19 protein-coding genes are annotated in these 18728 nt (G+C 66.4%); 15 read left to right on the top strand and 4 right to left on the bottom strand.

Annotation, left to right across the window (positions count from 1 at the left end):
- Positions 1 to 73 precede the first annotated feature (73 nt).
- Positions 74 to 943 (bottom strand): LysR family transcriptional regulator, encoded by an 870-nt coding sequence (locus WNM05_RS03630; protein WP_434632601.1) that lies wholly within the window; start codon positions 941 to 943, stop codon positions 74 to 76.
- A 104-nt stretch (positions 944 to 1047) separates the two neighbouring features.
- On the opposite strand from WNM05_RS03630, the gene WNM05_RS03625 reads away from it, so the two are divergent.
- Complete coding sequence (locus WNM05_RS03625) at positions 1048 to 2073, top strand: YeiH family protein (protein WP_434632600.1); 1026 nt, start codon at positions 1048 to 1050, stop codon at positions 2071 to 2073.
- Positions 2074 to 2174: 101 nt separating this feature from the next.
- On the top strand, positions 2175 to 2606 hold the full coding sequence (locus WNM05_RS03620) for a cupin domain-containing protein (protein ID WP_434632599.1): 432 nt from the start codon (positions 2175 to 2177) through the stop codon (positions 2604 to 2606).
- A gap of 58 nt (positions 2607 to 2664) precedes the next feature.
- On the opposite strand, the gene WNM05_RS03615 is transcribed toward WNM05_RS03620, so the two are convergent.
- Together WNM05_RS03615 and WNM05_RS03610 are read right to left on the bottom strand one after the other, a co-directional pair.
- The gene (locus WNM05_RS03615; RefSeq protein ID WP_434632598.1) at positions 2665 to 2853 is read right to left on the bottom strand and encodes a YbdD/YjiX family protein; all 189 of its coding nucleotides are present in this window, start codon (positions 2851 to 2853) and stop codon (positions 2665 to 2667) included.
- A complete protein-coding gene (locus tag WNM05_RS03610) occupies positions 2846 to 4912 on the bottom strand; it encodes a carbon starvation CstA family protein (RefSeq protein WP_434632597.1) in 2067 nt (688 codons plus the stop codon). The genes WNM05_RS03615 and WNM05_RS03610 overlap by 8 nt, the downstream gene beginning before the upstream one ends.
- A gap of 192 nt (positions 4913 to 5104) precedes the next feature.
- Between WNM05_RS03610 and WNM05_RS03605 the strand changes: the two genes are divergently transcribed.
- From WNM05_RS03605 to WNM05_RS03545, 13 genes are all read left to right on the top strand, one after another.
- Complete coding sequence (locus WNM05_RS03605; RefSeq protein ID WP_434632596.1) at positions 5105 to 5818, top strand: winged helix-turn-helix domain-containing protein; 714 nt, start codon at positions 5105 to 5107, stop codon at positions 5816 to 5818.
- A 3-nt stretch (positions 5819 to 5821) separates the two neighbouring features.
- On the top strand, positions 5822 to 7171 hold the full coding sequence (locus WNM05_RS03600) for an ATP-binding protein (protein WP_434632595.1): 1350 nt from the start codon (positions 5822 to 5824) through the stop codon (positions 7169 to 7171).
- A gap of 96 nt (positions 7172 to 7267) precedes the next feature.
- Positions 7268 to 8086: an alpha/beta hydrolase gene (locus WNM05_RS03595; protein WP_434632594.1), complete on the top strand. Its 819-nt coding sequence runs from the start codon at positions 7268 to 7270 to the stop codon at positions 8084 to 8086.
- Between the two features lie 173 nt (positions 8087 to 8259).
- Complete coding sequence (gene hemF / locus WNM05_RS03590; protein ID WP_434632593.1) at positions 8260 to 9168, top strand: oxygen-dependent coproporphyrinogen oxidase; 909 nt, start codon at positions 8260 to 8262, stop codon at positions 9166 to 9168.
- A 109-nt stretch (positions 9169 to 9277) separates the two neighbouring features.
- Complete coding sequence (locus tag WNM05_RS03585) at positions 9278 to 10930, top strand: phospholipid carrier-dependent glycosyltransferase (RefSeq protein ID WP_434632592.1); 1653 nt, start codon at positions 9278 to 9280, stop codon at positions 10928 to 10930.
- Between the two features lie 62 nt (positions 10931 to 10992).
- Positions 10993 to 11364 (top strand): SMR family transporter, encoded by a 372-nt coding sequence (locus tag WNM05_RS03580; protein WP_434632591.1) that lies wholly within the window; start codon positions 10993 to 10995, stop codon positions 11362 to 11364.
- Positions 11365 to 11382: 18 nt separating this feature from the next.
- A complete protein-coding gene (locus WNM05_RS03575; RefSeq protein ID WP_434632590.1) occupies positions 11383 to 12507 on the top strand; it encodes a DegT/DnrJ/EryC1/StrS family aminotransferase in 1125 nt (374 codons plus the stop codon).
- Between the two features lie 5 nt (positions 12508 to 12512).
- Positions 12513 to 13460, top strand: coding sequence for a glycosyltransferase (locus tag WNM05_RS03570; RefSeq protein ID WP_434632589.1), 948 nt, complete (start codon positions 12513 to 12515; stop codon positions 13458 to 13460).
- Positions 13457 to 14374 (top strand): formyltransferase, encoded by a 918-nt coding sequence (locus tag WNM05_RS03565; protein WP_434632588.1) that lies wholly within the window; start codon positions 13457 to 13459, stop codon positions 14372 to 14374. The genes WNM05_RS03570 and WNM05_RS03565 overlap by 4 nt, the downstream gene beginning before the upstream one ends.
- Positions 14375 to 14423: 49 nt before the next feature.
- On the top strand, positions 14424 to 15467 hold the full coding sequence (locus WNM05_RS03560; protein WP_434632587.1) for a bifunctional UDP-4-keto-pentose/UDP-xylose synthase: 1044 nt from the start codon (positions 14424 to 14426) through the stop codon (positions 15465 to 15467).
- A 380-nt stretch (positions 15468 to 15847) separates the two neighbouring features.
- Complete coding sequence (locus WNM05_RS03555) at positions 15848 to 16393, top strand: GrpB family protein (RefSeq protein WP_434632586.1); 546 nt, start codon at positions 15848 to 15850, stop codon at positions 16391 to 16393.
- Positions 16394 to 16432: 39 nt separating this feature from the next.
- Positions 16433 to 17332, top strand: a complete 900-nt coding sequence (locus WNM05_RS03550; protein ID WP_434632585.1) for a 4-deoxy-4-formamido-L-arabinose-phosphoundecaprenol deformylase — start codon at positions 16433 to 16435, stop codon at positions 17330 to 17332.
- Positions 17333 to 17414: 82 nt separating this feature from the next.
- Complete coding sequence (locus WNM05_RS03545) at positions 17415 to 17660, top strand: DUF6868 family protein (protein WP_434632584.1); 246 nt, start codon at positions 17415 to 17417, stop codon at positions 17658 to 17660.
- A gap of 54 nt (positions 17661 to 17714) precedes the next feature.
- Here the strand turns inward: WNM05_RS03545 and WNM05_RS03540 are convergent, their stop codons facing one another.
- Positions 17715 to 18728 (bottom strand): nucleoid-associated protein, encoded by a 1014-nt coding sequence (locus WNM05_RS03540; RefSeq protein ID WP_434632583.1) that lies wholly within the window; start codon positions 18726 to 18728, stop codon positions 17715 to 17717.

Here is an 18728-nt window from a genome sequence, read left to right as displayed (position 1 = left end):
GATAAGCACTGCCTGCGGCGGCGCGCCTTGCCTCGGAATGCAAGCGGGCAAGACCTGACGGTCTTGCCCGTTTTCATTGCAGGTGCCGGCCGAAGGCTTCCATGCCCCGGCCTATCGCCTTGTCCCGGTGCTGGACGCGATACAGCGTCCGGGTCAGCCGCGGCAGGTCGGCGTCCACCTCGACCACGCTGCCGGCCGCCAGCAAGTCGGCCACCACGTGCCGCGACAGGCAACTGACGCCGAGCCCGGCCGCCACCGCGTGTTTGATCGCCTCCGAGTGGCCCAGCTCCATGCTGATGGACAGCCGCATCAAATGCGGCAGCAGCACCCGCTCCACCTCCTCGCGGGTGCCGGAGCCGGCCTCGCGCAATATCCATTCCGCCTCGGCCAGCTCCACCACCGCCACCTTGCGCCCGGTCAGCGGGTGGGTCGCGGCGGCGAACACCAGCAATTCGTCCTGCCGCCACGGGCTGGCCAGCAGCTCCGGATGGTGGCACGGCCCTTCTATCAAACCGAAATCGACGCGGAAGGCCGCCACCGCCTCGACGATGTCTCGGGTATTGGCCACTTCCAGCTCCAGCCGCGCCTGCGGCCAATCCCGGCGGAAAGCGGCCAGCAGCGGCGGCAGCAGGTAGTTGGCGATGGTGGTGCTGGCACCGATGCGCAGCGCCAGCTCGCCGCCCTGGAACAAGTCCTGCACGTCGGCCGCCGCGTCCAGCAGCGCGCGGGCGCGCGGCAGCAGCAGCCGCCCGTGCTCGTTGATCAGCAGGCGACGGCCGACGCGGTCGAACAGCTTGGCGCCCAGGCCCTGCTCCAGCTTGTCCAGCGCCTGGCTGGCCGCTGACTGCGTCAGCGCCACCCGCTCGGCCGCCCGGGTCACCGTGCCCGACTCCGCCACCGCGGCGAACACCTCCAGCTCCCTCAGGCTGATGCGCAGGCTCATGCCGGCTCCTAAGCAGTTTTATTAATGATATCTATTAATTTTATCCGTTTTTTTACTTATCAACAGTAGCGTATCTTGGACATATATCAAAGAGGCATTAGCATATGACCAAATATCGCAACCTGATTCCCGGCCTGGCGCTGTCGCTGGGCCTCGCCGGCGCCGGCATCTGGGCCGCCGAGCTGCCGGCGATGAAAAACCTGGGCTTCTCCGCGCTGACCATCGCCATCATCGGCGGCATGCTGGTCGGCAACACCGTCTACCGCTTCGTCGCCGAACCCAGCCACCACGGCGTGACCTTCGCCAAGCAGAAGCTATTGCGCGCCGGCATCATCCTGTTCGGCTTCAAGCTGACCTTCCAGGACATCGCCGCGGTGGGTTTCTCCGGCGTGCTGATCGACGCGCTGGTGCTGACATCCACCTTCCTGCTGGCATTCTGGCTGGGCCGCAAGAAGCTGGGCCTGGACGAGCAGAGCGTGATCCTGATCGGCGCCGGCAGCTCGATCTGCGGCGCGGCCGCGGTGCTGGCCACCGAGCCGGTGGTGAAGGCTCACGCCGAGAAGGTGGCGGTGGCCGTCGCCACCGTGGTGGTGTTCGGCACCGCAGCGATGTTCCTGTGGCCGCTGATGTACGACGCGGTGCGCCACCTCGGCATTTCCGAGTTCAGCTACGGCCTGTTCGCCGGCTCCACCATCCACGAGGTGGCGCAGGCGGTGGCGGCCGGCAAATCGATCAGCGACGCGGCGATGAACACCGCGGTGATCACCAAGATGATACGGGTGATGATGCTGGCGCCGTTCCTGATCGGCCTGTCGGCCTGGCTGGCGAACAAGCACAGCGGCGGCCATCAGGAAAAGCAGGCCATCTCCATCCCCTGGTTCGCCGTCGCCTTCCTCGTCGTGGCCGGCCTCAACTCCTTCAACCTGCTGCCGCATCCGCTGCTGCAGCGGATCATCGCGCTGGACAATCTGCTGTTGGCCGCCGCGATGGCCGCGCTGGGCGTCACCACCCACGTCTCGGCGATACGCCAGGCCGGCGCCAAGCCGCTGTTGCTGGCCAGCGCGCTCTTCGGCTGGCTGATCGTAGGCGGCGGCCTGATCAACGCAGGCGTATTGGCGCTGCTGCGCTGAACTTCACCTAGCATTTTCGGTCCCCCCCTTGCGGGGGACTTTCGTTTCTCCTTCGCTTCACCGACAACGGATACGTGCTGCGTAAACGATAAGGAAAATGCATGAAAAACCGCTCGATCAAACTGTCCCTCGCCCTCCTTGCCGCGCTGCTGACACCGTCCCTGACTCTCGCCGCGGATGAGGCAACGGTGCAGATGCAAACCCTGCTCAAGACGGAAAAATCCTGGGACGGCGAGCCCTACAAGGCCTACCCGTCCGGCAAGCCAGAGCTGACGCTGGTGCGTATCATCATTCCCGCCCATTCCAGCCTTCCCTGGCACAGCCACCCATCGCCGAATGCCGCCTATGTCGTCAAGGGGACCCTGACGGTGGAAACCCGCGATGGCAAGCATCGGCGTCAACTGCATGCGGGCGACACGCTGGCCGAAACGGTCGGCACCCCGCATCGAGGCGTCACTGGCGACGAGGCTGTGGAGTTGCTCGTGTTTTACGCCGGGGCCGGCGGTTTGCCCCTCAGCACCCACGCAGACTGATCCGCCCAATGCAAACCGCCCGGCCAAAGCCGGGCGGTTTGCATTTGAATCCATCCGATCAGCACGGACACTTCTTGACGCTCTTGCCGCCGTAGCGCTGCTCCTGGCAATAGCGGAAGAATTCCTCGCGGCTCATCACCTGCGCCTCCGGATCGAAACGACGGCGGCGGCCGACATACAGATCGTAGTCGCGCTGCCCCACCATCAAGCGGGCGGTGAGCACCGCCGCCCTCCACCACTCAGCCATTGGCGCCTCCCTGCCGGTATACCGCCGGCACCTCCTTCGCCGTCACCCATTTGACCGCCAGCGACTTGCGGATCACGTGGATGCCGGACACCAGCATCGCCAGCACCACCGCCATGAACAGCGCGGTCAGCGTGGCGTCCACATAATCATTGAAGATGATCTGCTGCATTTGCGCCATGCTCTTCGCCGGCGCCAGCAGCTGACCGTTGGCGGCCGCGGCCGAGAACTTCTCGGCGTGGCTCAGGAAGCTGATCTTCGGGCTGGAATCGAACAGCTTCTGCCAGCCGGCGGTCAGGGTGGCCAGCAGCAGCCAGGCGGTCGGCAACGCGGTCACCCACACATAGCGCGTCTTCTGCATCTTCACCAGCACCACGGTGGCCAGCGTCAGCGCGATGCCGGCCAGCATCTGGTTGGCGATGCCGAACAGCGGCCACAGCGTGTTGATGCCGCCCAGCGGATCGACGACGCCCTGGTACAGGAAATAGCCCCAGGCGGAGACGGCCAGGCCGGTGGCGACGAAGTTGGCCGCCCACGATTCGGTGTCGGCCATCGGTTTGATGAAGATGCCCAGCAGGTCCTGGATCATGAAGCGCAGCACGCGGGTGCCGGCGTCGACGGTGGTCAGGATGAACAGGGCCTCGAACAGGATGGCGAAGTGGTACCAGAACGCCATCATCGTCTTGCCGCCGATGACGCCGGACAGGATGTGGGCCATGCCGACCGCCAGCGTCGGCGCGCCGCCGGCGCGCGACAGCACGCTGTGCTCGCCGACGTCGGCGGCCAGCTGGGTCAGCGTGTCCGGCGTCACGACGAAGCCCCAGGCTGAAATCGCCTGGGCCGCGTCGACGGCGGTCTTGCCTATCAGCGCCGCCGGGCTGTTCATCGCGAAATAGACGCCCGGATCCAGCACGCAGGCGGCGATCAGCGCCATGATGGCGACGAAGCTCTCCACCAGCATCGCGCCGTAGCCCACCATGCGCGCATGGCTCTCGCTCTCGATCAGCTTGGGCGTGGTGCCCGAAGCCACCAGCGCGTGGAAGCCCGATACCGAGCCGCAGGCGATGGTGATGAACAGGAAGGGGAACAGATTGCCGGCGAACACCGGACCGCTGCCGTCTATGAAGCGGGTCAGCGCCGGCATGTGCAGCTGAGGCGCCACCACCACGATGCCGATGGCCAGGCCGACGATGGTGCCTATCTTCAGGAAGGTGGACAGGTAGTCGCGCGGCGCCAGCAGCAGCCATACCGGCAGCACCGAGGCGATGAAGCCGTAGCCTATCAGCGTCCAGGCCAGCGTCGTGCCCTTCAGCGTGAACAGCGGCGCCAGCGTGGCGCTCTTGGCGACGTCGCCGCCGTAGACGATGGCCAGCACCAGCAGGACGAAGCCCAGCACCGACACTTCGCCTATCCTGCCCGGCCGGATGAAGCGGCTGTACACGCCCATGAACAGCGCGATCGGTATCGTGCAGGCGATGGTGAACGTGCCCCAAGGACTGTCGGCCAGCGCCTTGACCACGACCAGCGCCAGCACCGCCAGCAGGATCACCATGATCATCAAGACGCCGATCGAGGCGATCACCCCGGCCACCGGCCCGAGCTCCTGCCGTATCATCTCGCCCAGCGACTTGCCGTCGCGGCGCATCGACAGGAACAGCGTCAGGAAGTCCTGCACGGCGCCGGCCAGCATCACGCCGACCAGTATCCACAGCGTGCCGGGCAGATAACCCATCTGAGCGGCCAGCACCGGGCCGACCAGCGGGCCGGCGCCGGCGATGGCGGCGAAGTGGTGGCCGAACACCACCCACTTGTTGGTGGGCACATAGTCGAGCCCGTCGTTGAATTTCTCCGCCGGCGTCAGCCGCCGCGCGTCCAGCTCCAGCACCTTGTCGGCGATGAAGCGGCTGTAGAAGCGGTAGGCGATCGCGTACACCGACAAGGCCGCCACCACCAGCCACACCGCGTTGATCGTCTCGCCGCGGTTCAAGGCCACCATCGCGAAGGCGGTCGCCCCCGCCAGCGCCACCAGCAGCCAGACGACACACTGCTTGATCTGTTGCATAAGGAAGTCCCTGTTCTCTATCTCCCCCAGCTTGCGCGGCGGCAGCCCATCTGCCGGCTCTGCGTCCGGGTGTGGTTCTACACTATTGATTCTGTCGGCATGTCGGCGGAAACACAAGCCTGCCAAGCGCCCGAACGCGTGTTACTATTTTCCCCGACGCATCAACGAGAGCCTGTTCAAAGCACCGACGCAATGGCACAACATATCCTCATCGTCGAAGACGACGCCAGGCTGGCCGAGCTGGTGGCCGCCTACCTGACCAAGCACGGCTACCAGGTCAGCCTGCACGGCCGCGGCGACACCGCGCCGGCCGCCATCCTGGAGGCGCGCCCCGACCTGGTCGTGCTGGACGTGATGCTGCCGGGCAAGGAGGGCTTCGACGTCTGCCGCGACGTGCGGCCGCACTACGGCGGCCGCATCCTGATGATGACCGCGCGCGACGAGGACGTCGACGAGATCCTCGGCCTGGAGCTGGGCGCCGACGACTACCTGGCCAAGCCGGTGGAGCCGCGCCGGCTGCTGGCCCGCATCCGCGCGCTGCTCAGGCGCAGCGGCGGCGCCCGCGCCGACAGCCAGAACGCGGCCGCCGACAGCGACAGCATCACTTTCGGCCAGTTCAGCATCAGCCAGGGCACGCGCGAGGCCCTGCTCGGCGACGAGCAGATCGAGCTGACCACCGCCGAGTTCGACCTGCTGTGGCTGCTGGCCACCCACGCCGGCCAGGTGCTGTCGCGCGACGACATCATGGGCGAGCTGCGCGGCATAGGCTTCGACGGTCTGGACCGCTCGATAGACGCCCGCATCTCGCGGCTGCGCCGCAAGCTGGGCGACAATCCGGACGCGCCCGCGCGGATCAAGACGGTGCGCGGCAAGGGCTATCTGTTCTCCCGCAGCGACTGGGAATAGGCGATGCCGAAAAACCTGCGCGGCTGGTTCAAACCGTCGCTGGGCACGCTGTTCGCCCGCTACTTCCTCGCCACCATGCTGGTGGAGCTGCTGATCATCATCGGCTTCGGCTTCCTGGTCACCAAGCTGTACGAGAACAGCGACAAGGCCGGCAAGGTGCAGTTCATGAACGGCACCGTCACGCTGATACGCGAACAGTTGCAGAAGCAGCCGCCGCAGCGCTGGGACGCCGAGCTGGCCGCGATCGCCAGCCGCTTCAGCTACCCGATCCGGCTGGCCGACCGGCTGCCGGACGAGGACGAGGCCGCCGCCCGCCCGTTGCTGCGCCAGGGCAAGCCCTACCTGGACATCGACAAGCAGCTGCTCTACGTCGCCATGCCTTCGGACAAGCGCCTGCTGGTGCTGGGGCCGCTGGACATGCAGTCCAGCGACAGCAACTGGATCAGCGAGGACATCGAGGTGCTGCTGATCTGGATGCTGCTGTCCGGCGCCACCTTCGGCACCCTGCTCTATTTCAGCCTGCAACCGTTGTGGAAGGACCTGCTGGAGGTCAGGCGCACCGCCGAGGTGTTCGCCGAGGGCGACTTCAGCGCCCGCGCCCGCTCGGCCAAGAGCCGGCTGTTCGCGCCGCTGCCGCTGGCCTTCAACAGCATGGCGTCGCGGCTGGAACGCCAGCTGGAAACGCGGCAGGCGCTTTCGCACGCGATCGCCCACGAGATCCGCACGCCGATCGCACGTCTGCGCTTCGGCCTGACGATGCTGGAAGAGGAGGAGGATCCGGCCGAGTGGCAACGCTACCGCGACGGCATGGAGCGCGACATGCTGGAACTGGAGGAGCTGATCAGCACCAGCATGGAGTTCGCCAAGCTGAAGCGCAGCGAAGTGCCGCTGCACCTGGAGGAGGTCGACCTGTTCGACTGGTTCGACGATCTGATCGACCTGGTGACGCCGCTGAAGCCGGCCGATCTGACGCTGTCGCTGGACTGCCCGCGCGAGGGCGGCGCCTTCGACCGCAAGCTGATGTACATCGCCACCCGCAATCTGCTGCTGAACGCGTTCAAGTACGCGCACAGCCAGGTCAGGATGACGGTCTACCACCAGGGCGCGCAACTGATCATCGAGGTCGACGACGACGGTTGCGGCATACCGGCCGAAGACCGCGACAAGGTCTTCGAACCGTTCCTCAGGCTGGACCGCAGCCGGGACCGCGCCACCGGCGGCCACGGCCTGGGCCTGTCCTTCGTACGGCTGATCGCCGAACACCACAACGGTCAGGCCAGCGCCGGCCCCAGCGACCTGGGCGGCGCGCGCTTCCGCATGATCATTGCGCAGCCCGCCCCCGAGACGATATAAGTCACTCATCGTCACAAAGCGCCGACAGGAAGCCCACAGACTGCTTGCGCCCGCTTGCCGATAATGCCGATTATCGCAATATCAGGAATATACAGAATGGTTTCCTCACGACCGGCGGCGCTGCTGGTACACGGCCTCGGCGGCACCGCCTACGATCTGGGCGCGCTGGGCCGCACGCTGGAAGACGCCGACATCGTTACCCACTCCCCGGTGCTGCCCGGTCACGGCGGCTCGCCGGAAGACCTGCTCGGCGTAGGCTGGGAGGACTGGGTGGAAAGCATTCGCAATGAATACCGCGCGCTGAAGGCCAGGCACAAGGTCGTGCATCTGGCCGGCGTCTGCCTGGGCGGACTGGTGGCGCTGGAAGTGGCCCGCCGCGAAAACCACCAGGACAGGCTGGCGCTGTACGCGCCGCCGATGTTCCTCGACGGCTGGAGCCTGCCCAAGATGACCTGGGCCCGCCACATCGTCTACCGCATTCCGAGACTGGCGCAGAAGATGCGCGTGCCGGAAGTCTCGCCGTTCGGCATCAAGAACGCGCGCATCCGCAAGGCGATCCAGCAGCGCTTCGAGCGCGGCGACCGCTTCCACTACGCCTATATCCCGCTGATGTGCATACGCGAGGTGGACCGCCTGCGCCGCCAGCTGATGTCGCGGCTGGCCGAAATCACCTGTCCGACGCTGATCGTCCACGCCGACGAGGACGACATCACCAGCCCGCGCTCCGCCCACCACCTGGTGCAGCATCTGGGCGGCCCGGTGGATTTCATGCCGCTGTCCAACAGCTACCACATGGTGATGGTCGACAACGAACGCGCCGAGGTGCTGCAGCGCAGCCTGAAGTTCTTCAACAGCGCGCCGCGCCCGCAACGCGTCGAGCAAGCCTGCGGCTGGACCGCATTCGCGGCAGCCTGAGCCCCCTCCCCGTCGTCAGAACGCCCGCCGCCAGCGTAATGCCAGTCAGTTAACGCTGACTGGCATTAGCCTCCCGGCGGGCAATTTTCATTTCCCCTCCCCCTCATCTCCGCGATCCCGCCAGGCAGCTCTGCTACAATCGGCCCCTACTTCCCTGCGAGACAGACGCCGCCATGAGCCACCCGCACAGCGATGCCGTAAAAGCCTTTCTGCTGGACCTTCAAGACCGCATCTGCTCCGCCCTGGAACAGGCAGACGGCCAGGGCCGCTTCGTCGAGGACGCCTGGAACCGCGAAGCCGGCGGCGGCGGACGCAGCCGGGTGATGACCGCCGGCGCGGTGTTCGAGCAGGCCGGCGTCAACTTCTCCCACGTCCACGGCGACGCGCTGCCGGCCTCGGCCACCGCGCACAGGCCGGAGCTGGCCGGCCGCCGCTTCGAGGCGATGGGGGTGTCGCTGGTGATCCATCCGTCCAATCCGCATGTGCCGACCAGCCACGCCAATGTGCGCTTCTTCATCGCGGAGAAGGACGGCGAGGCGCCGGTATGGTGGTTCGGCGGCGGTTTCGACCTGACGCCGTTCTACCCGGTGGCCGAAGACGTCGTGCACTGGCACGCGACGGCGCGCGATCTGTGCCAGCCGTTCGGCGCCGACGTCTACCCGCGCTACAAGCGCTGGTGCGACGAATACTTCCATCTGAAGCACCGCAACGAGGCGCGCGGCGTCGGCGGCCTGTTCTTCGACGATCTGAACGAATGGGGCTTCGACAAGAGCTTCGCCTTCATGCGGGCCGTCGGCGACGGCTATCTCGACGCCTACCTGCCCATCGTCGCCAGACGACGGGCCGCCGCCTGGGGCGACCGCGAGCGCCAGTTCCAGCTGTACCGCCGCGGCCGCTACGTCGAGTTCAACCTGGTCTGGGACCGCGGCACGCTGTTCGGCCTGCAGTCCGGCGGCCGCACCGAGTCGATACTGATGTCGATGCCGCCGCTGGTGCGCTGGGAATACGGCTACCAGCCCGAGCCCGGCAGCCCGGAGGCCCGGCTGTACACCGACTTCCTGCCGCCGCGCGACTGGGTCTGAGAACCGGTCCGCGGGCCGCGGGCCCGGCCCCTTTGCACACAGCGGCGGCCGGATCGGGTATCCTAGCGAGTTCGCTCGCATCATTTGCTCAAGGGATTCCGGAATACCGATGCAAAACACCAAGGCCACCGTCGTGCCGCGCGCGCTGGAGATCGCGCTTTGGCTGCTGTTCGCGCTGATCTGGTTCGGCAGCCTCGGCTACCGCGGCCTGATCCACGCCGACGAAGGCCGTTACGCGACGATCTCGCTGTTCATGCTGCACAGCGGCGACTGGATCACGCCCCGGCTGAACGGCCTGCTGTATTTCGAGAAGCCGATACTGCAGTACTGGGCCGGCGCGGCCAGCTTCGCCGCCTTCGGCGTCAACGAATTCGCCGCCCGTTTCTGGCCGGGCCTGACCGGCTTCCTCAGCGTGGCCGCGGTCGCGCTGACCGCCCGCCGGCTATGGGGCGTCGACGCCGGCCGCTACGCGGCGCTGGCCGCCGGCGGCATGGTCTGGATCGTCGCCAACAGCCATTTCCTGTCGCTGGACATGGGTGTCAGCTTCTTCCTGACTGCCGCGCTGTGCGGCTTCCTGCTGGCGCAGCGCGAGGGGGCCGACCGCGAGGAGACGCGCCGGGCGATGTGGCTGACCTGGGCGGCGATGGCAGGCGCCACGCTGAGCAAGGGCCTGATCGGCCTGTTGATTCCCGGCGCCACGCTGGTGCTGTACAGCCTGGTCAACTGGCAATGGTCGTTCTGGAAGCGGATGCACTGGCTCAGCGGGCTCGCGCTGTTCTTCGCGCTGACCGCGCCGTGGTTCGTGCTGGTTTCCGAGCGCAACCCGGACTTCGCCCATTTCTTCTTCATCCGCGAGCACTTCGAGCGCTTCCTGACCACCGAGCACAAGCGCACCGGCGCGCCGTGGTATTTCGTGCCCTATCTGATCCTGGGCCTGCTGCCGTGGACCACGCTGCTGCCGCGCATCGTCAAGGACGCCTGGGCCGATCGCGCCGCCGGCCTGCGCGTCGGCCGGCTGCTGCTGATCTGGAGCGTGTTCATCTTCGCCTTCTTCAGCAAGTCCAGCTCCAAGCTGCCTTCCTACATCCTGCCGATGTTCCCGGCGCTGGCGCTGATGCTGGCGCACAGCCTGTCGCGTATGGCGCCGAACGAGCTGAAGAAACACCTCATCGCGCCGGCGCTGCTGTGGCTGGCCCTGCTGGCCGCCTGGCCGTTCGCCGGCCGCTTCGCCAGCGTCGATTCGCCGCCGGACGTGATCATCCCGTTCGCCCGCTTCATCGCCGCCGGCGCGGCGGTCTTCCTGATCGGCGCCGTCTGCGCCTGGCGTGCGCTGGGGCGCGGCCGGCTGCTGGCGGCTGCCGCCGCGCTGTCCTTCGGCAGCCTGGCCGCTGTGACGCTGGCGGCCTGCGGCCACGACAGCTACGGCCGCCTGAAGGGCAGCCGGGAAATCGTCGCCCAGATCCGCCCGTATCTGGCGGCCGATGCCCAGGTCTATTCGGTGCGCTACTACGACCAGACCTTCCCCTACTACGTCGGCCGGCCGGTGACGCTGGTGGATTTCGTCGATGAGTTCGAATTCGGCGAGGCGCAGGAGCCGCGGCGCTGGATGCCGCGTATCGAACAATTCACCGCAGCCTGGCGCGCCGCGCCGAAGGCGGTGGCGATGCTGACCGACGACACCTACTCGCTGCTGCTGCGGCAGGGCCTGCCGATGAAGGTGATCTACCGGGATCCGCGGCGCCTGGTGATAGCCAAGCCTTAGGCCCCTCTCCCCCGGCCCCTCACCTTGGAGGGGAGAGGGGAGCAAGCTTTGGATAGGAATGAATGAAACTGATTGAATTCGGATTGATACTGTTCGGCGTGCTGTTGAACGCCGCCGCCCAGCTGTGCCTGAAGGCCGGCGTGCGCCAGATCGGCCACTTCGACTTCTCCGCCGCCAACGCGCTGCCGATAGGCTGGTCGCTGGCCACCAATCTGCCCATCATAGGCGGCCTGTCCTGCTACGCGGTCAGCGTCGTGGTGTGGATCATGGCGCTGTCGCGGGTCGAGGTCAGCGTCGCCTACCCTATGCTGTCGATAGGCTATGTGGTCAACGCGATGCTGGCCTACTGGATGTTCGGCGAGGCCCTCAGCGCGCAGAAGCTGATCGGCATCGCCGTCATCATCGTCGGCGTCGTGCTGGTCGCCCGCAGCTGATTCTCGCAAAGGTCCGACATGGAATTCCTGCCCTTCACCCGTCCCGCGATAGACGAGGACACCATCGCCGCCGTGGCCGAGGTGCTGCGCTCCGGCTGGATCACCACCGGTCCGCGCTGCCAGCAGCTGGAGGCCGAGTTGTCGGCCTTTTGCGGCGGCCGTCCGGTGCGGTTGGCGGCCTCGGCCACCGCCGCGCTGGAAATGGCCCTGCAGATCGCCGGCGTCGGTCCCGGCGACGAGGTGATCACCTGCCCGCTGAGCTGGATCGCCACCGCCAACGTCATTCTCAAGGTCGGCGCCACGCCGGTCTTCGTCGACGCCGATCCGGTCACCCGCAATATAGCCCTGGACAAGATCGAGGCGGCGATCACGCCGCGCACCCGCGCCATCATCCCGGTCGATCTGGCCGGCCTGCCGGTGGACCGGGACCGCCTGTACGACATCGCCGACCGCCACAAGCTGCGGGTGGTCGAGGACGCCGCCCAGTCCATGGGCGCCGGCTGGAACGGCCGGTCCATCGGCAGCTTCGGCGACCTGGTGTCGTTCAGCTTCCACGCCAACAAGAACATGACCAGCGGCGAAGGCGGCTGCCTGGTGCTGAACAACGCCGACGAGGCGCGGCTGTTCGAGAAGCTGCGGCTGCAGGGCGTCACCCGGCTGCCGGACGGCACGATGGACGTCGACGTGCTGGGCGGCAAGGCCAACCTCACCGACATCGCCGCGGCGATCGGCCTGGGCCAGCTGAAGAAGCTGGACGGCTTCAACGCCCGTCGCCGCGAGCTGGCCCGCCTGTACTTCCGGCACTTCGACCGCTCGCTGGGCTGCGAGCTGCCGCCGGAGGACTTCGAAAACAGCAACTGGCATATGTTCCAGCCGCTGCTGCCGCTTGAGAAGATGAGCATAGACCGCGGCGAATTCATCGCGCGGATGAAGGCCGAACACATCGGCGTCGGCGTCCACTACCCGGCAATGCATCTGTTCGCGCTGTTCCGCGAACGGGGCGGCGCCGAAGGACAATATCCGGCGGCCGAGGACATCGGCGCGCGCACCGTGACGCTGCCGCTGTTCCCGGCGATGCGCGACGCCGACGTGATCCGCGTCTGCCAAACCGTCAGCGCCGTGCTGCGCGCCGTTTTACACTGAAAAACATGAATACCGACATCAACCTTTCCGTGGTCATCCCGGTCTACAACGAGCAGGACGTGTTGCAGGCCTTGTTCGACCGGCTCTACCCGGCGCTGGACGCGTTGAACCTCCGCTACGAGATCGTCTTCGTCAACGACGGCAGCCGCGACAAGAGCGCGGCGATGCTGGGCGACCAGTTCGGCCTGCGCCCCGACGTCACCCGCGTGGTGCTGTTCAACGGCAACTTCGGCCAGCACCGGGCCATCCTGGCCGGCTTCGAGCACAGCCGCGGCGAACGCGTGGTGACGCTGGACGCCGATCTGCAAAATCCGCCCGAGGACATCGCCGTGCTGCTGGCCGAGATGGACAAGGGCCACGACTACGTCGGCTCGATCCGCCGCCAGCGCAACGACAGCCTGTGGCGCCACGTCGCCAGCCGGGCGATGAACCGGTTGCGCGAGAAGCTGACCCGGATCAAGATGACCGACCAGGGCTGCATGATGCGCGCCTACAGCCGCCGCATCATCGACACCATCAATCAGTGCAACGAGCTGCACACCTTCATCCCGGCGCTGGCCTACCAGTTCTCGCAGAATCCGACCGAAGTCGTCGTCGGCCACGAGGAGCGCTTCGCCGGCGAATCGAAATACTCGCTGTACAGCCTGATCCGGCTGAACTTCGACCTGATGACCGGCTTCTCGCTGATGCCGCTGCAGTGGTTCTCGCTGCTGGGCATGGGCGTGTCGGCCGGCTCCGGCCTGCTGGTGGTCTACCTGCTGCTGCGCCGGCTGATCCTCGGTCCGGAAGTCGGCGGCGTGTTCACGCTGTTCGCCGTCGCCTTCTTCCTGATCGGCATCGCGCTGTTCGGCATCGGCCTGTTGGGCGAATACATCGGCCGCATCTACCAGGAAGTCCGCTCGCGTCCGCGCTACGTGATCCAGGCGGTGCTGGAGCGGAAGGAAACGCCATGAGCCGCGCCGTCGTCTTCGCCTACCACAATGTCGGCGTGCGCTGCCTGAAAGCGCTGATAGGCCGCGGCGTCGATGTCGCGCTGGTGGTCACCCACGAGGACAATCCGGAGGAGCATATCTGGTTCGAGAGTGTGGCCCAGGTCGCGCAGGAACACGGCATTGCCTTCATCGCGCCGGACGATCCGAACGCGCCGGAAGTCGTCGAGCGGGTGCGCGCGGCGCAGGCCGACTTCCTGTTCTCCTTCTACTACCGCCACATGCTGAAGGCCCCGCTGTTGGAAGCGGTCAAGCGCGGCGCCTACAATATGCACGGTTCGCTGCTGCCGAAGTACCGCGGCCGGGTGCCGATCAACTGGGCGATCATCCACGGCGAGAGCGAGACCGGCGCCACGCTGCACCAGATGAACGTCAAGCCGGACAACGGCCCCGTCGTCGACCAGATGGCGGTGCCGATCCTGCCGGACGACACCGCCGACGAGGTGTTCGCCAAGGTGACGGTGGCCGCCGAGATGGTGCTGTGGCGCAGCCTGCCCGGCCTGATAGACGGCAGCGCGCCGCATGTGCGGCAGGATCTGAGCCAGGGCGGCTATTTCGGCGGCCGCAAGCCCGAGGACGGCCGCATCGACGCGCTGGCCCCGGCCGAACGGCTGCACGACTTCGTCCGCGCGCTGACCCGGCCCTTCCCCGGCGCCTTCGCCGACACCGGGGCCGGCCGCCTGCTATTGTGGAAGACGCTGCGGGCCGGGAACGCCGCGCCGACCGAGCGCGCCGAACTTTGCTGCGCCGACGGCAAACTGTGGCTCCACTGCGCCGACGGCGGCCGCCTGGCGGTGCTGGAGGCGGAGCTGGACGGCCAGCCGCTCTCCGCCGACAACTTCGCCGCCCGCGTAGCCTCCGGCGCGCTGACGCTGTGAACCGATTACCGAATTCGATTTTCCGCCCGACGGCGGTTGAGGACATCCAATGAAAAAAGTACTGATACTGGGCGTGAACGGCTTCATCGGCCACCACCTGACCAAGCGCATCATCGAGACCACCGACTGGCACATCTACGGCATGGACATGCACGATGACCGCGTGGCCGAGTGGAAGGACCATCCGCGCTTCCACTTCTTCGAGGGCGACATCACCATCAACAAGGAGTGGATCGAATACCACGTCAAGAAGTGCGACGTGGTGCTGCCGCTGGTGGCCATCGCCACGCCGTCGACCTACGTCAACAATCCATTGCGCGTGTTCGAGCTGGACTTCGAGGCCAACCTGCCCATCGTCCGCCAGTGCGTCGAGTACAAGAAGCACCTGGTGTTCCCGTCCACCTCGGAAGTCTACGGCATGTGCCACGACGACGAGTTCGATCCGGAAAACTCCGAGCTGATCTGCGGCCCGATCAACAAGCCGCGCTGGATCTACTCCTGCTCCAAGCAGCTGATGGACCGCGTGATCCACGCCTACGGCATGCAGGAAGGCCTGAACTACACCTTGTTCCGCCCGTTCAACTGGATAGGCGGCGGCCTGGACAACATCAACACGCCGAAGGAAGGCTCCAGCCGCGTGATCACCCAGTTCCTCGGCCACATCGTCCGCGGCGAGACCATCAAGCTGGTCGACGGCGGCCACCAGAAGCGCGCGTTCACCTATGTCGACGACGGCATCGCCGCGCTGATGAAGATCATAGAGAACAAGGACGGCAAGGCTTCCGGCCAGATCTACAATATCGGCAACCCGGCCAACAACTACTCGATCCGCGAGCTGTCGCAGATGATGATCGACCTGGCCCGCGTCTACCCGGAATACCAGCTGAACGCCGACAAGGTGCAGGTGGTGGAAACCACGTCCGGCGCCTACTACGGCAACGGCTACCAGGACGTGAAGAACCGCGTGCCGAAGATCGCCAACACGATGGCCGATCTGGACTGGAAGCCGACGGTGACGATGGCCGACGCGCTCAAGGGCATCTACGACTACTACCGCGACCAGGTGGCGGCCAGCCGCGATCTGTCGGAGTAATATCGGCGCCAGCCGAGGTTCGGTCCGTCAGCATGCCGCTCACCCCCGAAAGAGGTCGGCGGCATTTTTAATGCCTGATCAAGCCTCTTGTGTCCGCTACGCGGACCGATATTTACATGGCGGGACTGCCCGCCGGGCAGGTCAGGGAGCTGTCTCGCCAGCTCCCCGACACCCCTAGGCGACCCCTCAGCCCGAGAAACCCCGACAAAACAGCCAGAGTCCAGGCGCCGCCGATCAAAAAAACGGCGGCTTAACCCCCCCTGGCCTCTAGCTGTTTTGCCGGCACGGGCCGAAGGGGATAAGGGTGGCGATCGACAAAAAATTCACCTCATCCAAGCCACCCGCAAATAGTCTTGCCCAAGAGCACCACATAGACCGCCATGACAACCCACATCGACATCTGTGTCTACGCCCCGGCCTGGCTGCAACGCTTCCTGACTGAGCGCCAGCAGATACTGTCCGCCCTCGGCCCGCTGGCCGACGCCTGCATCATCGAACACATCGGCAGCACCGCGGTGCCCGGCCTCGCCGCCAAACCCATCATCGACATCATGCTGGGCCTGCCGGTTCTGACCGACATCACACCCTATATCCCCACGCTTCAAACCGTAGGCTTCCATCTTCAGTCGCAGATGGCGACCGCGATGCCGGAGCGACATTACTTCGCCAAACCAGCCGCCCATCCGCGCGAGGTCCATCTGCACGCAGTGGCGCTGGACAGCGACTTCTGGCGCGACAAGCTGGCCTTCCGCGACGCGCTGCGCGCCGACAGCCATCTCGCCGAACGCTATGCCGATTTGAAGCGGAAACTGGCGCAAAACCACGGCGATGACCGCGCCGCCTATACCGACGCCAAGAGCGCTTTTATCGCCTCCGTGTTGGCCACGGCGTTCGGAAAACCGCACGGCAAGCGCGCCGCGCGGTAAACTCGCCGGCGATTCCGAACACTTGAACCTCCCAGAACAATGAAAAAACTCGCACTGAAGATAGACGTCGACACCTGGCGCGGCACCCGCGAAGGCGTGCCGCGGCTGATGGAGGCGCTGCGGCGGCACGACGCCGGCGCCACCTTCCTGTTCAGCCTGGGACCGGACCACACCGGCCGCGCGATCAAGCGCGTGTTCCGCCCCGGCTTCCTGTCCAAGGTGTCGCGGACCTCGGTCGTCGAGCACTACGGCATACGCACGCTGCTGTACGGCACCGTGCTGCCGGGGCCGGACATAGGCCGCCGCGAGGCGGATCTGCTCCGCGGCGTGCGCGACGCCGGCTTCGAGGTCGGCATCCATTGCTGGGACCACATCAAGTGGCAGGACTATGTCGCCGGCAAGGACGCCGCCTGGACCCGCGCCGAGATGCACAAGGCGGCCAGGCGCTTCCGCGAGATCTTCGGCGAGGACGCCCGCACCCACGGCGCCGCCGGCTGGCAGATCAACGACGCGGCGCTGGCCTACCAGCAGGAGCTGGGCATGCGCTACGCGTCCGACGGCCGCGGCAGCCACCCGTTCCAGCCGCTGGACGCCGCCGGCCGGCCGCTGGGCGTGCCGCAACTGCCGACCACGCTGCCGACGCTGGACGAGCTGATCGGCCTGGACGGCCTGACCAGCGACAACGTCCACGAGCATCTGCTGAAACTGACCGAGGCCGAAACCGCCACCGGCCATGTCTATACGCTGCACGCCGAGCTGGAAGGCATGCGGCTGATGGAGACGTTCGAGCGCCTGCTCGCCGGCTGGAAGCGGCAGGGCTATCAGCTGGTCAGCTGCGTCGATCTGTTCGACAGCCAGGACCTCGCCGCGCTGCCGACGGGCCGGGTGGTGATGGGGGAGATCCCCGGCCGCAGCGGCACGCTGGCGCTGCAGGCCTGAAGCGCTCCCGGACGCCCCGCCCACGCGGGGCGTTTCGCCTGGAAGGGCTATGCTGGAAGCGTCTTCCGCCGGGAAAGCCGCCATGGACATCGCCTACGCCGAACGGCTGCTGCTGGTCAGCCTGCTCGTCCACTACGCAGTATTGATTCTCTGGTTCTGCCTGTTCTTCTTCTGTCGCGGCCGGCTGTACCGGCTGCACCGCCGCTGGTTCGGATTATCCGAACCGGCGTTCGACCTGCTCAACTACGGCGGCATCGGCCTGTACAAGATCCTGGTCTTCGTGTTCAACCTGGCGCCGCTGCTGGCGCTGTGGCTGGCCGCGCGCTGAATGCGAAACGGCGGCCGCTCCGCGACCGCCGCCGTCATTGGAATGGGCAGGAAATCAGTGGTCGCGCTTGTTCAGGAACAGCGTCAGCGTCAGCCCGCCCTCGCCGTCGTTCTGCGACTGGATATTCTTCAGCGTGACGCCGGACGGCAAGAGCACGCTGATGCCGTGGCCGACACCGTAGCGCGACAAGGTCTTTTCCAACTGCCTGGCCACGCCCTTGGCCGGCAGCCGCGCCTCGTCGTCCAGCTCGAAACCGTACGATTCCGCCGCGCTGCCCAGCGCCACCTCCACCTGCTCGCGCGGCACGAAGCGCTCGGCGGCGGCGGTCAGCGCCTTGGCCTGGACCTCTTCCGGCTGGCTTTCCACCAGCGTCAGCAGCTCGTCCTTGAAGCGCGCCTGCTCGACCGGATCTTCGATCTCGCCCGACAGCTGCTCCACCACGCTGGCCAGCATCTTGCTGCTGGACGCCTTGTCCGGCACCCGCAGCGCCTTCAGGAAATCGTCCAGCCAGAACTTGGCCTCGCGGCTCAATCTATCCACCGCGTACACCGTCGGGCCATGCTCCAGGATCAGCGCGCCCTTGTCGATCAGCCGCGGGTTGATGCCGGAGGCGTGGCTGATGTCGAACACGCCGCCGCCCTCGATGATGGTCAGGAAATCGTCGCGGATCTCGGACTTGAACACGCCCAGCGCGCGCACCTCGCGGTCGCCGTCGGACAAGCCGGCGAACTGGATCACCAGCAGGTCGCCGGCGCTGATGTTGGGGTGCTGCGAGCGACCGTACAGATGCTTGGCGATGCGCTGCGACACCTCGAGGAAATCGACCTCGCCGCGGAAGAACTGGCGGGTGTAGTGGTAGACCTCGTTCAGGTTCAGATCGGTCTCGTGGACGAACTGGTGCTTCTTGCGATCGGACACGATGCCCTTCAGATAGCCGTCCAGCAGCAGGCCGGACACCGCCTCGTCCACCGCCGTGGTGCGCTCGGACAATTGCAGCGGCTCGCCGCGCGTGGGGTTGCCCACCCGGTGCACCACCATGCATTCCACTCTAGATTCCGCTATCACCAT

The sequence above is a fragment of the Chromobacterium sp. CV08 genome (assembly GCF_051129845.1).
In the GTDB taxonomy this organism is placed as follows: Bacteria; Pseudomonadota; Gammaproteobacteria; order Burkholderiales; family Chromobacteriaceae; genus Chromobacterium.
Note: the sequence above shows the minus strand (reverse complement) of the source record. Positions and strands in the feature narration are given on the sequence as shown.

Bases quoted from the DNA above. Each gene is read 5' to 3' on its own strand.
- WNM05_RS03620 (WP_434632599.1), top strand. From the start codon at position 2,175: ATGAAAAACCGCTCGATCAAACTGTCCCTCGCCCTCCTTGCCGCGCTG.
- WNM05_RS03600 (WP_434632595.1), top strand. From the start codon at position 5,822: ATGCCGAAAAACCTGCGCGGCTGGTTCAAACCGTCGCTGGGCACGCTG.
- WNM05_RS03560 (WP_434632587.1), top strand. From the start codon at position 14,424: ATGAAAAAAGTACTGATACTGGGCGTGAACGGCTTCATCGGCCACCAC.
- WNM05_RS03570 (WP_434632589.1), top strand. From the start codon at position 12,513: ATGAATACCGACATCAACCTTTCCGTGGTCATCCCGGTCTACAACGAG.
- WNM05_RS03625 (WP_434632600.1), top strand. From the start codon at position 1,048: ATGACCAAATATCGCAACCTGATTCCCGGCCTGGCGCTGTCGCTGGGC.
- WNM05_RS03615 (WP_434632598.1), bottom strand. From the start codon at position 2,853: ATGGCTGAGTGGTGGAGGGCGGCGGTGCTCACCGCCCGCTTGATGGTG.
- WNM05_RS03595 (WP_434632594.1), top strand. From the start codon at position 7,268: ATGGTTTCCTCACGACCGGCGGCGCTGCTGGTACACGGCCTCGGCGGC.
- WNM05_RS03605 (WP_434632596.1), top strand. From the start codon at position 5,105: ATGGCACAACATATCCTCATCGTCGAAGACGACGCCAGGCTGGCCGAG.
- WNM05_RS03540 (WP_434632583.1), bottom strand. From the start codon at position 18,728: ATGGTGATAGCGGAATCTAGAGTGGAATGCATGGTGGTGCACCGGGTG.
- WNM05_RS03565 (WP_434632588.1), top strand. From the start codon at position 13,457: ATGAGCCGCGCCGTCGTCTTCGCCTACCACAATGTCGGCGTGCGCTGC.
- hemF (WP_434632593.1), top strand. From the start codon at position 8,260: ATGAGCCACCCGCACAGCGATGCCGTAAAAGCCTTTCTGCTGGACCTT.
- WNM05_RS03575 (WP_434632590.1), top strand. From the start codon at position 11,383: ATGGAATTCCTGCCCTTCACCCGTCCCGCGATAGACGAGGACACCATC.
- WNM05_RS03630 (WP_434632601.1), bottom strand. From the start codon at position 943: ATGAGCCTGCGCATCAGCCTGAGGGAGCTGGAGGTGTTCGCCGCGGTG.
- WNM05_RS03545 (WP_434632584.1), top strand. From the start codon at position 17,415: ATGGACATCGCCTACGCCGAACGGCTGCTGCTGGTCAGCCTGCTCGTC.
- WNM05_RS03610 (WP_434632597.1), bottom strand. From the start codon at position 4,912: ATGCAACAGATCAAGCAGTGTGTCGTCTGGCTGCTGGTGGCGCTGGCG.
- WNM05_RS03585 (WP_434632592.1), top strand. From the start codon at position 9,278: ATGCAAAACACCAAGGCCACCGTCGTGCCGCGCGCGCTGGAGATCGCG.
- WNM05_RS03580 (WP_434632591.1), top strand. From the start codon at position 10,993: ATGAAACTGATTGAATTCGGATTGATACTGTTCGGCGTGCTGTTGAAC.
- WNM05_RS03555 (WP_434632586.1), top strand. From the start codon at position 15,848: ATGACAACCCACATCGACATCTGTGTCTACGCCCCGGCCTGGCTGCAA.
- WNM05_RS03550 (WP_434632585.1), top strand. From the start codon at position 16,433: ATGAAAAAACTCGCACTGAAGATAGACGTCGACACCTGGCGCGGCACC.